The sequence below is a fragment of the Zavarzinella formosa DSM 19928 genome, from assembly GCF_000255705.1.
Lineage (GTDB): Bacteria > Planctomycetota > Planctomycetia > Gemmatales > Gemmataceae > Zavarzinella > Zavarzinella formosa.
This window is the reverse complement of the sequence record NZ_JH636439.1, coordinates 2,055,240-2,066,404: the sequence shown is the minus strand read 5'-3', so window position 1 is coordinate 2,066,404 and position 11,165 is coordinate 2,055,240. Positions and strand designations below refer to the sequence as shown.

Genomic DNA, 11,165 nt, shown 5'->3' with positions numbered 1-11,165 from the left:
ATCAACCCGTTGTCGCTCGGTTTGGGCCGATCCGTGAACAGCTTTCCACTGTAGACTTCGATCTGGCCGTCCGTCTCGTACTCGTCTCCATCACCATCGTAAGCGGTGTTGATGTGCTGGACGATTAGCTTTCCTTCGTCGGTCTGCCCGATGACGTTTACGGGTATGCCTTGCTCCGTGTAGTTGGTGATCATGGTGGTGCTCCATCGTTCGCCGGGCTTGATTGCCCATGCGTGCGATGACGTTAGCGCGGATCGCGTGTCCGGTAAAGCGAAATTTTGCCAAGGCCTTTTTCGCCTCGCAATTCAACCATTGGCTGAAATTCTCACAATTGCAATCGGGTTGGATTTCCACCGTGATTGGAGGTATGCTTGAGCCGCCATGATCCCGTCACATTCGGAAAGCGTCGATTCTTTTCTTTCGGGAGAGCAAGCCCATGAGCGCCAGACGAGCGGATTTTCCGAAGTCCGAGCCTTTCTTCGAGCAACTCACCGATGAGATTCCGCACATGATCTGGCTCGCGGGGCCGGATGGCGAAACCACCTACCATAACCGGAAATGCCTGGAATATTCCGGTTTCTCCCCGGGTGATCCCCTGGGCCGGGGCTGGGAGCGGATGCTTCACGCGGATGACCTCCCTCGCACCCTGACCGCCTGGGATCATTCCGTTCACACCGGCGAACCATATGAGGTCGAGCAGCGGCTCCGGCGTCATGACGGAACTTACCGGTGGCACATCAGCCGCGCCCGGGCCGAACAAACCGCCGCCGGGGCGATCCTTCGGTGGGTCGGGACCAGCACCGACATTGACGACTTGAAACGGGCCCGGGAGACCGTCCTGCGGGGCAAGGCGCTGCTGGCCTGCGTGGTCGAGTCGGCCGGGGACGCCATCGTCAGTTTCGATCTGGCGGGCAACGTGCTAAGCTGGAACAAATCCGCCGAGCGATTATTCGGTTATCCCGCCGGGGAGATCATCGGCCGCCCGGTCAGCCTGCTCACCCCGCCCGAGGGCCGGGACGTGACCCGGGGCAAGGTGGACCGGCTTTGCCGCGGCGAGGATGTCGGCCCCTACGAAACCCTCCGGATGGGACGGGACGGCCGCCGGATTCTCGTAGAGGTGACTCCTGTTCCCGTCCGCACTCCGGACGGCTCCGTGATCGCGGTGGCGGCCAACTATCGCGACGTGACCGCGCGCCGCCTGGCCGAGGAGACGTTGCGGCTTCGCAACCGGGCCATCCAGGCGGTCAACCAGGGAATCCTCATCACCGACCCGACCCAGCCGGATAATCCGATCATTTATGCGAGTCCCGGCTTCCTGCGGCTCACGGGTTACGATTCCGCGGAAGTGGTCGGCCGGAACGCCCGGTTCCTCCAGGGGAAAGACACCGACCCGGGGATGGTCCTGCGACTGCGAACCGCCGTGCGGGACGGGGAATCTTGCACCGCCGAAATGTTGAACTACCGAAAGGACGGAAAGGCGTTCTGGAACGAAGTCTCCGTCTCGCCGATCCGGGACGAGGCCGGGCGGGTGACCCATTTCGTCGGGGTTCAGGCCGACATCAGCGACCGGCGAAAGCTGGAGGAGCAGTTCCGGCAGTCGCAAAAGATGGAGGCGGTCGGCCAGCTCGCGGCCGGGGTGGCGCACGACTTCAATAATCTGCTGACCGTCATCAACGGCTACAGCGAGATCATGATGCAAAGTCTCCCGCCGGAGGATCCGAATCGGGAAATGGCGGAAGAAATCCTGAACGCCGGGGAGCGGTCGGCGGGGCTGACCCGGCAACTGCTGGCGTTCAGCCGCCAGCAGATTCTGGCGCCGAAGGCGCTGGACCTGAACGCGGCCGTGGCCGATATCGAAAAGCTGCTTCAACGGCTGATCGGGGAGCATATCCGGCTGACCACTGTTCCGCATCCCGAACTGCGGACCGTCCGGGCCGATCCGAGCCAGATCGAACAGGTGATCCTGAACCTGTGCGTCAACGCGCGGGACGCGATGCCCGCAGGCGGCCAGATCACCATCGAGACCCGAAACGTGGAACTCGACCCGGGGTATGCGGAGCTTCGCCCGGAAGTTCGTCCCGGTCGTTACGTCATGCTGGCCGTGTCCGACACGGGACACGGGATGAGCCAGGAGGTGATGTCCAGGATCTTCGAGCCTTTCTTCACGACCAAGGTGGCGGGCAAGGGGACCGGACTGGGGCTGGCCACGGTGTTCGGGGTGATCAAGCAGTCCGGCGGTCATGTGGCGGCGTACAGCGAGGTCGGGATCGGGACCACCTTCCGGGTGTATCTCCCCGAGGAGGAAATGTCGGGCAAGGCCGACGCGAACGTGTCCGCGCCTCCTTCCCCTGTCGAGGGAACGGAAACAGTCCTGCTGGCCGAGGACGAGGACGGCCTGCGGGCACTGACCCGCCGAATCCTGGCGGGATGCGGGTATTCGATCCTGGAGGCCGCCGACGGCGAGCAGGCGTTGCACGTCGCCGCCGGACACGCCGGGCCGATACATCTGCTGGTCACCGACGTGGTCATGCCGGGAACAGGCGGGCGGGGGCTGGCCGAGCGGCTGGCGGCGATCCGGCCCGGTCTGAAAGTATTGTATCTGTCCGGATACACCGACGACGCAGTGGTCCGGCACGGCATTCTTCACGAGCAGGTGAATTTCCTTCAGAAGCCGTTCTCCCCGGCCTTGCTGGCCCGCAAAGTCCGGGACGCGCTTGACGGGGTGAAACAGGCGGGAAGCGGGGAGACACGGTAACCGGTGTCACTTCCCCGGCGTGAAGGATTTCAGCGCCTGAACCCGTTCCGCGCCGCCGACTTCGCTGACTGATTTGACCACTCCCACACCGGCGGCATGCCAGCAGGAGAACTTCCGGCTTTCGTCGCCCGCCTTCTGAAGGGAGTCCACGCGGATCGCCACATCTTACGGCCGACGGAGAGGGATGGCCCGAATCACCGCATTCAGCCCGTGCCCGCCCAACGGTTAAAAAGACCTTCCAATACCCGATAATATTTGACTTTCCACGTCTGCGCGTGGGCAAACAAATGCCTTTCCGCACCCAACTCCCTCACCGTTCGAGTGGCCAGCGACACCGTCACGGCACGACGAATGCATCAGTGTCAGACCAAACGTCACCACGAGACATCCCATATGATGACCAATGATGCCCTCGTCTCTCTCGCCCCGTGTTACCTTCCTTCCCGCCGGATCATCCCGTCGGACGGCCATGAGTTCGAGTCCGCGCTTTCGCAGTTTGGCGCCGCCGACCAGGCGATCCTGCGGAGGGTGTATGAGGTCGTCTCCGATGCGGCCTTTCTGGGATCTCGCTCCGGAGATTGCCTGGAACGTCACCTCGTGAGAGAAATCGACGAGGACTTTCTTAATGATGTCCACCGGCTCGGAGGATCGGGCCTGAAGTTAACCTCTCTGAGAAAGGTTGTTCATGACATTCGGGGCGGCGGGCTGTCGGTGCTCGTCGGACTCGCTTATTTTCTTTGGGAATCGCCGGGGAACCAGGATTATCTCCAACGGTGCGCAGACGCGGCCGACGACCATGCCAGGATCATGCGCAGCCTCCTTCCGGACATCGATCCGGCGGCGAGGGACCGGGACAGGGAGGGAGGAGAGCGTGGAATTGGGCGGTTGCTCGACAAATGGGACGGAGCCAGGGTCCGCGGGCCGCATGGCACAGTGACAGTGAGCGTGCGGAACGCCTGCGGGGCAACGGCGACCTTCCCTCCCTGCGAGTGCGCGGCGGTGGGCCGCGTGCTTTACAACCACATCAACAACGCGATGCGGTTCGCCTCCGACGACCGGGTGGAGTTGTGCGTCTTCCCGGTCCGCAACGGGCTGGTCCGGTGGGTGGTGATTAACCACTTGGACCCTTCCCAAGCCAGTTTCCTGGAATCACAGCAGGACACCAAACGGCTGTATGCGGGCGGCATCACAACCGGCGGGGAGGGGATCGGACTTGCCAGTTGCGCGGAGATCGTGGCCAACTGCTTCGGGCTGGACTCCCCGGCACAAGCAGTCGAGGAACTTTATTTGGGTTCGATGGTATCGGACGCGGAATACTACGCCTGGTTCCACTGGCCGAGCCAGACGCCGGACGGGTGCGGTCTCATCACCGGGTATTGAACTGATATTTTTGGTTGCGCGGCCATTGTGGATCAGGCATCATGTCTGCGGTTGCGGTGGCGGGCATGAAACCCCGCAAGTCGTGAAGCTGGATGGTGGGCCAAGCCTGTGCGAAAGCACGAAGAGTTGTCCGTGGGGTGGGCTACCACGCGAACCCTGAATGCCAGACCCGCAACCAACCATGGCGTCCTGGCCCGTCGGAGGCAAAACGATGGGAGGAAGCAAAAGATCGGCGGGTGAGAGTCCTGCGGACGTCGCCATCAATCTCCTTGCGGTTCGTTTCAGAGTGTGTTACCCAGAAATTGGAAGCGGTCGGCGGGGGTAATCGACTTGAAAGTAGCCCTCTGGTGGCTCCCCTGTAACGGAAACGATCAGAACGCAACCATCCCGCTCTACCGCAAGGCATCGGGCTAGAAGACCCAGGGCCACGGGGGTTGATCGCCCCGTGCAGCCTCCTTTAGAACGGGATCGTCTCGTCCTTGGCCTGCTGCTGGCTGCGTCCTGGAATCTCACCACGGACGGCTTCTTCCATGCGGACAACTTGGTCAACCAGTTTTACGGCATCGTCACGCAATCGGGCGTTATGGACCTTGCCTTCGTTGGTCATGCTCGACTTCAGCCAATGGCTCCAAGCCTTCGACTCGGCGTCCCAGTGGTAGCCAGCATCCTTCAGAACGTGCTTGATCGCGTCAAATGCCTTGGGCTGGTCGTCCTTGCTGCCGGAACCGAACGAAATCAACATGGCTGATGGCTTCTGATTCTCCTTCGTCCATGATCCCTCGCCGAGCGACACCTTGTAACCATCGGGCCAGTGGTGCGAAAGACTGCCCCAAGGGTTTGCACGGTCCACCCACACCTTCTTTTCCTCGGCAACGGCGGGTTCGTTCACAACGGAGTGCGGGGCTTCTTGATGGGTTTCGTGATGCGGTGTGTGGTGAGCATGTTCGTGGTGTTCAACCGGCTCGGCTAGGGGAACGTCGGAGGGGAGGGAGAACGAGTCGGCGACTTGCTCGACGATTTGATGGGGTTCAGTTTGGGATTCGGTGGGTGTGGTTTGAAGTGCTTTCTTGCGGCCCATGGGCTACCTCCTTGTGCTGGGGTTTGTGCCCGCCCGGTGGACCCAGCGGACCAACGAGCAGGCTGGCAAGGGAAAGCACAAATGGGTGTGGCTGTCAACGACTCATAAATTTGGGTGTTTGATCGGAAAACGCGGCCCTCTCGCTTTCGATCACTTAGGAGTTGATCGGAAGCGAGCAGCATTAGGTCTAAAAAAGATTGAGTAACCTTTATCGACAATCTCCAATTCGCGAACTTGATACATTTTTGCAAATACCTCACACTCTTGCTGCCATTCGATATTAAGGTCTCCATGCAAATATCTATACCTCTTAGTTGTTATCTTAAATAACACGATCAAAACTGCTAAGGACATAATAAAATATGGCAATAATTGAATTAGAAAAAATAGTATTGAACTGATTTCTGACATCCACATTGGCACGGCAGCGCAACTCCCAAGCAGCACAATAGTAATGAAGAATGACAGCGCCTTTAACTTTCCCAGAAACATGTAATTATATGTATTTTTGCTAGACCACGGCAAATATTTATTCCAAAAGTGAATATTGCGCAATGGAAACCTCGTGCTTGCATTTCTTTCGATATGGAGATCGATACTATGCCATCCGGCCTTGTAGATTTCCGGCAACATGAGAAGCTCGCCCTCGCCACTGAAACAACGGATAATCACGCTTCCGGATAAAATCCTTATAACGTAGTTATTCTTGCCGTTGGTCAATTTGTTTAGCTGCTCGATGAAATGATCTTTGTAGAATTCGCTCGCCGGAACTTCCAAAGTCCAGATGTTATTGGCTCCGCCAGATTCTAAAATATCCGCAACCTCAACATCAAGTGCTTTGGCAATCAGATGAATGCTCTCAATACCGGGTTTTGACTTCCCGCTGCTGTAGTCTTGGATTGAGCGGACAGACAGACCTGATCGCTCGACCAAGTCTCGATGCTCCAACCGCTTTTCATGCAGTAGTTTTTTGACCTTCGCCCAATCCAAAACGAAATCATTGTTGATTCGCATATTCTGCCTGATCGTTCGTTAATCTTCTTTATCCTGCGTTACCTGCGTTAAGCTGCGCAGACTCACCAAAGCCCAAAAAGTACATTTCCTTCAGTCCACTCGCCAGACGGCTCCGGTGGGCAGCAAACTTGGGTACACAATGGTGTTTGCGGTCAAATCCTGGCCCTGCGAGTGACCTGAACGAAAGCCTTGGTTAGGTTGGCGTTCTATGGCTCCTCCTCCGAAATGTCGAGGGGAATACCGCGTTGAGCTGATTCCACAACCGATTACGACCGGATCGTTTCCGGTCCCCGACGGCACGCCGATTGAGCGTCCACGCTCGCGGTGCGCCCCATTACCCCTGAGAAAGAAGGTGTCCATTGTCTGCCTTGCCCCCGCCCGCCAACAAGTCGGCGGTCTTCACGGCGGTGATCCTCACCGTCCTGATCGCCTCGGTCAAGCCTTCGCTGATCGAACGGACGCTTGACCTGCCCAACGTCGCATCCATCGCGAAAAGCCTGGTGCGTGACAAACAGCAAGTGCCGGTTGTCGTGGTGAAAATCGGGGACGGCCAGTACCGCCTCGTGGACGGCGCCCATCGCATCGCCGCCGCAATCCAGCTTGGATGGGAAAAGATCGAAGTGAAAGTGATCGGTGAGAACCTGTCTCCCTTCGAAGAGATGACCCTCACCCTTTCGTTGAACCGCAACCGGAAAGGCACATCGCCCATCGACCAGGCGATCATGCTGCACCAACTCAAGGAGGCCACGGGCAGCACGATCTTGCAAATTGCGGAACAGGTGGGCATGTCCCCGGCATCAGTCCAACGCAGCCTCGACATCCACAACCGCATTCCGGCGGAAATCCGCGCGTTGATTCCCGCCAAACTCGCGCCGTCCAAGGCGTCTCTCATCGCCCAGATCAAGGACGTTCCAACGCAGATCAAGCTGGCTCAAATGGTCGTTGACCAGAACCTCCCTCGTGAAGTGTTGCTCGCGGAAATCCAAGAGATCAAACGAAGGAAACGCGGGGAAACGAAGGCCAAGCCCATCTCGGTGAAAACGAAAGCAGGCTCCGTTTACACCTTCACGACTGCCAGCGTGGACGTGCTTGTGGCGGAACTCAACGCCCTGATCGCTGCCTGCAAGAAGATTGCCCTCGACGGGCTTCCATGGACGGTCGCGCAACCGATTTTGACGAAGATTGAAGGCGAACCCGCCCCCAAGAAGTAACGCGATTTAACCCATTGTCCACGAACCGGCCGTTCAAGACGACGGCCTCAGCCGAAGGTCTGGGCTTTTTCACAAATCACAGGACGTGAAGGAGAACAAATGAGTCCCGTCAACCTCCCCAAACGAACCCTCGCCAGAGCCATTGCAAGGCGGGCGGTCCTTCTATCCCTGGCGAACGTCGGCATGGGCATCCTCGCCACCGCGGGCGTGGCGGCGGCGTTCCAAGCTCCTGTTCTGCTGCTGCCGGTGGGGGCGTATTTTCTCCTTCCTGGCAAGCGAAAACTGGCCCAAAGCGACACCCACGGATCGGCGTCCTTCGCCACCGCATCCCAACTGGCACGGAAGGGCTGGTTTGGGCCGCAGGGCTTTTTGATTGGCATGGTTCCCGCCCCGAGCTGGAAAGAGGCGTGGCGGCACTTGAGAAAGGACCGCTGGGCCGATTCGGTGGCCACGATGTCCGTGGTGGATTCGGCGGGGAAAGGCGAGGCGGAGGCGAGGATTCCCAACGCGATCCACTGCGCGATTATCTGTCCGACGGGCGGCGGAAAAACTCAAGGATTCGTCCTGCGTCACTTAAAGACTAATTCTGACAGCTGTTTGATTTTTGACATGAAAGGCGAGTGCGCGAAACTCACCGCCGAATTCCGAAAAAAGACGTTCGGGCATAAGTGTTATTTCCTCGACCCGTTCAACATCCACACCCAGAAATCCGACTCGCTCAACCCGTTTGACCAGCTTCGGAAAGATGACAAAAACCTCATCAACCATGCCACCTCATTTGCGGAAACGCTCATCCCGACCGATCCAAAAGCGCATGACTCGGCGCACTGGGAACAGTCGGCAAGGATTTTCATCATCGGCATCGTGGTGTTTCTGGTCATGGAGGCCCCTCCGGAAGAGTTAAACCTCACCACGCTCTGTCACATCCTTTCCAGTCAGGCAGAGCTGGCCGAGGCGACCAAGCGGCTGAAGGCGTTTAGTGATCCCGCCATTGCCCGCCTTGGCCATCAGATGGATTTGTTCCAGGACAAGGAGCGTGGCAGTGTTTTAACGACGGTAGCCAGGGCGCTCGCGGTCTTCGGGACGCCCGCCGTTTCGGCAGTGATTAAAACCAGTTCCTTCTCGCCAGGCGAGCTGAAAACCGGCTTGATAAGCGTGTATATGATCCTGCCTGTAACTCAGCTTAAAGGGCATGTGCAACTTATTCGAGCGTGGACCAACATGATGCTCCATGCATGCGTTCAACACGGCTTGGGGGAGGAGAAAAAGGTCCATGTGCTGCTAGATGAATTTCCGAGCCTTGGCCACATGGAGAGTGTGGAAAGCGGCCTGGTCACGATGCGGGGTTTTGGAATCCGCTTTCAGTTATATGTGCAATCGTCAGATCAATTTGAAAAGTCCTTCCCCGGCCAGGCCTCGGTGGCGATGGCGAATCTCACCCAGATTTTTTGCGGCGTCAATGACGTTTCCACGGGGGAATACGTCAGCAAGTTTTGCTCGACGACCACCGCGCAATCCGTCTCCCTCAACGACGGAGATAACAGCGGCTATTCAACTCCTCCGGTCGGCCCCGGCACCGCCTCCACTGGCAGGAACAGGGGGATGACCATCTCCGAGGTTTCTCGCCCGTTGCTGACTTCGGGAGAGGTTATCAACCTCGGGCCGAAACGTGCGATTGTCCTCGCCAATGGTATGCCCCCGGTTATCAGCCGTGTGATTTACGATTTCGAGGAACAGGCTTCCGCAGGGAAAAAACCACGGAAGCTGCGTCGGTGGGCGGCCATCTTCGTGATGGCGGCGATACTCGCCGCAATGCTCGTTGCCAAGTAACCCACAACACCCCTTTCAAGGAGTTTTTCGATGAGTGATGAAATGACAGGTCGTGATGAAAAGCCTTCCCTGCTGTCGCGCTGGCTCGCCATGCAGAAGGAGAACATGGCCAAAGACACGTCGGTGTCGGCCTTCCTGGCGAACGGACTCGACGAAATTCGGCAGGCCGTGCAACCGGGGTTCTCAACGCAAGTGGGGGCTGGCAACAACCCCGGAGTCTGGGGCAGTATCACGACGGGCGAGGCCACCACTGAGCGACTGGAGGGGGCGGCCCAGGCGCCGACGATCCAAGCTCCTGAGGTGACCGCCATGGAAGCCCCCGAAGTGCAGAAGTCAATCTTGGGGTACGAACTGCCCAACGTGCCGATGCAGCAGCAGGAAAACGACCGTTCCCGAGGACGATGACATGATGTGGCTCCCCCCGCTGATGATGCTTGCCGCGTTGGCGGCGGGCGGGCCGTTGCAACGAGCCGTGATGAAACGCCGCGCCGCACTGTTGCGCCGCTGGCTTCGGTCTTTTCGCCCGTGAACACCTGACGAGGAGTGAATATGGAAATTTTTGAAGCCGTCGATGGCTTAAGCAGAGGGATGCCGTTTCCTCTCGACATAGTTATGCGGATTGGTTTTTTCCTGTTCGTGTCGTTTATTGCCTACCTGGCATGCATCGCGTCTTGCGCGATCCTCAATTTTTTCACCCTGCCAGCGCAGGCGTGGTTTTCGCGGCGGGCGCGCCTTGAACTGGAAGAGAGTCGCCGCCTCGGCCTTGTCGCATTCGTCGTGGCAACGCTACGGCATGAGTGGAATGGCAGACCTCTTACCCCGCCCCCCGAGCCGCCCGCGGGCGATGAGAAATCCCCTCCTCCTCCGAACTCGAATCCTGACCATAAACCGCCGCTCAAGCCGGAAACTTTGGCATTGACGGACCGAACATTGCTGGAGCAACTGCTTAAGCGTCTGGAGACAAAGTGACGGTTTTTTTGAAGTGAGCGCATAACCAAAACCAAGGAATCTGTGATGAACTCAATGACCAAGCCTCTTGCCATCCTCCGACTTGTCGCGGTCCGCCTGGCGTTCTGCATTGGAATGCTGGCCCGACGCATGCCTCGAAAGGCGGGAACCAACCCGCCCTCACGGCATTGCGATCACATGACCTTTTCACAACACACCCGCGCCGTTTACGGACTGCCGATCACTCGGAGGATCGAATGACCACCAGACTCATGCGAGACCTGGCGTGGCAGGCCGGGCTGGAGGCGATGGACTCCATGCCCCAGGACAGAAAAGAAGTGGGCCAGCGCGTGATGGAGCTTGTCCTCTGCGCGCTGGAGTTGTTCGATTTTCGCCGTGAAGAAGAGAAACGAAAGCTGAACGGTCCTCACGGGCCGCAGTGTGACGAATGACGAACCGTACAGCGAAATCGCCCGTTTTTCCATTAACCGTTTACAAGGATGCTTCGATGAACACAGTTATTTTTGCGGACTTCTCAAGCGATCTGGGAGGCTGCTTTATCGGCTTCCTGATTTTCATGGCCGTCGCCTCGCACAACATGAAGAAAACCTTCAACAGCGACACCCCCGCCGGGAAGATGGCGAGGGGCGCGGTCGTCAAGGGGGTGGGGTACGGCATCCAGAGGTGGTTCGGTTCCTGAATTGTCCTGGGGCGCGCCCGGCCCCTTTTTTTCCACACACCAGCACATGGAGCAAATCATGTTCGCAGAGTATTACAAGATGGCCGAGGCGATGCCCAGGCCATTCAACGCAGTGGGGTTTTTCGCCCTCGGTTTCGTCGAGGTCGCCATCAAAGCTTGCATCGAGATTGGCTTTTTCGGCCTGGCGGTCTACATGGCCGTCTACCTCGCCCGTCGCACCATCATCCCCATGTTCATCAAGTAATCAAC

General features: G+C 58.4%; 14 protein-coding genes. 10 read left to right on the top strand and 4 right to left on the bottom strand.

What is annotated here, in order from left to right; translation table 11 throughout:
* A partial coding sequence (locus BGIM_RS49570; protein ID WP_193788953.1) for a hypothetical protein occupies positions 1–194 on the bottom strand: 194 nt, incomplete at its 3' end.
* 242 nt (positions 195–436) lie between these two features.
* Between BGIM_RS49570 and BGIM_RS49565 the strand changes: the two genes are divergently transcribed.
* Positions 437–2,755: a hybrid sensor histidine kinase/response regulator gene (locus tag BGIM_RS49565; RefSeq protein ID WP_020469611.1), complete on the top strand. Its 2,319-nt coding sequence runs from the start codon at positions 437–439 to the stop codon at positions 2,753–2,755.
* 6 nt (positions 2,756–2,761) lie between these two features.
* Here BGIM_RS49565 and BGIM_RS62695 read toward each other — a convergent pair whose 3' ends face one another.
* On the bottom strand, positions 2,762–2,905 hold the full coding sequence (locus BGIM_RS62695) for a hypothetical protein (RefSeq protein WP_157368732.1): 144 nt from the start codon (positions 2,903–2,905) through the stop codon (positions 2,762–2,764).
* A gap of 243 nt (positions 2,906–3,148) precedes the next feature.
* Between BGIM_RS62695 and BGIM_RS0109800 the strand changes: the two genes are divergently transcribed.
* Entirely contained in the window at positions 3,149–4,135 is a 987-nt protein-coding gene (locus BGIM_RS0109800) for a hypothetical protein (protein WP_020469609.1), read from the top strand.
* 457 nt (positions 4,136–4,592) lie between these two features.
* Here BGIM_RS0109800 and BGIM_RS0109795 read toward each other — a convergent pair whose 3' ends face one another.
* The gene (locus BGIM_RS0109795; protein WP_020469608.1) at positions 4,593–5,213 is read right to left on the bottom strand and encodes a hypothetical protein; all 621 of its coding nucleotides are present in this window, start codon (positions 5,211–5,213) and stop codon (positions 4,593–4,595) included.
* A gap of 150 nt (positions 5,214–5,363) precedes the next feature.
* Positions 5,364–6,227, bottom strand: a complete 864-nt coding sequence (locus BGIM_RS0109790) for a helix-turn-helix domain-containing protein (RefSeq protein ID WP_020469607.1) — start codon at positions 6,225–6,227, stop codon at positions 5,364–5,366.
* A gap of 359 nt (positions 6,228–6,586) precedes the next feature.
* Here BGIM_RS0109790 and BGIM_RS0109785 point away from each other — a divergent pair, with 359 nt between their 5' ends.
* The 8 genes from BGIM_RS0109785 (at position 6,587) to BGIM_RS0109745 (ending at position 11,160) form a co-directional block, all read left to right on the top strand.
* Positions 6,587–7,438, top strand: coding sequence for a ParB/RepB/Spo0J family partition protein (locus tag BGIM_RS0109785; RefSeq protein ID WP_020469606.1), 852 nt, complete (start codon positions 6,587–6,589; stop codon positions 7,436–7,438).
* Positions 7,439–7,621: 183 nt separating this feature from the next.
* The gene (locus BGIM_RS0109780) at positions 7,622–9,268 is read left to right on the top strand and encodes a type IV secretory system conjugative DNA transfer family protein (RefSeq protein WP_029629900.1); all 1,647 of its coding nucleotides are present in this window, start codon (positions 7,622–7,624) and stop codon (positions 9,266–9,268) included.
* Between the two features lie 30 nt (positions 9,269–9,298).
* Complete coding sequence (locus BGIM_RS0109775; protein ID WP_020469604.1) at positions 9,299–9,673, top strand: hypothetical protein; 375 nt, start codon at positions 9,299–9,301, stop codon at positions 9,671–9,673.
* A 1-nt stretch (position 9,674) separates the two neighbouring features.
* The gene (locus BGIM_RS67785; protein ID WP_020469603.1) at positions 9,675–9,797 is read left to right on the top strand and encodes a hypothetical protein; all 123 of its coding nucleotides are present in this window, start codon (positions 9,675–9,677) and stop codon (positions 9,795–9,797) included.
* 20 nt (positions 9,798–9,817) lie between these two features.
* Complete coding sequence (locus BGIM_RS0109765; RefSeq protein ID WP_020469602.1) at positions 9,818–10,237, top strand: hypothetical protein; 420 nt, start codon at positions 9,818–9,820, stop codon at positions 10,235–10,237.
* 236 nt (positions 10,238–10,473) lie between these two features.
* A complete protein-coding gene (locus BGIM_RS0109755; RefSeq protein ID WP_020469600.1) occupies positions 10,474–10,668 on the top strand; it encodes a hypothetical protein in 195 nt (64 codons plus the stop codon).
* 56 nt (positions 10,669–10,724) lie between these two features.
* Positions 10,725–10,916: a hypothetical protein gene (locus BGIM_RS0109750; RefSeq protein ID WP_029629899.1), complete on the top strand. Its 192-nt coding sequence runs from the start codon at positions 10,725–10,727 to the stop codon at positions 10,914–10,916.
* 58 nt (positions 10,917–10,974) lie between these two features.
* Positions 10,975–11,160 (top strand): hypothetical protein, encoded by a 186-nt coding sequence (locus BGIM_RS0109745; protein ID WP_157368730.1) that lies wholly within the window; start codon positions 10,975–10,977, stop codon positions 11,158–11,160.
* Positions 11,161–11,165 lie beyond the last annotated feature (5 nt).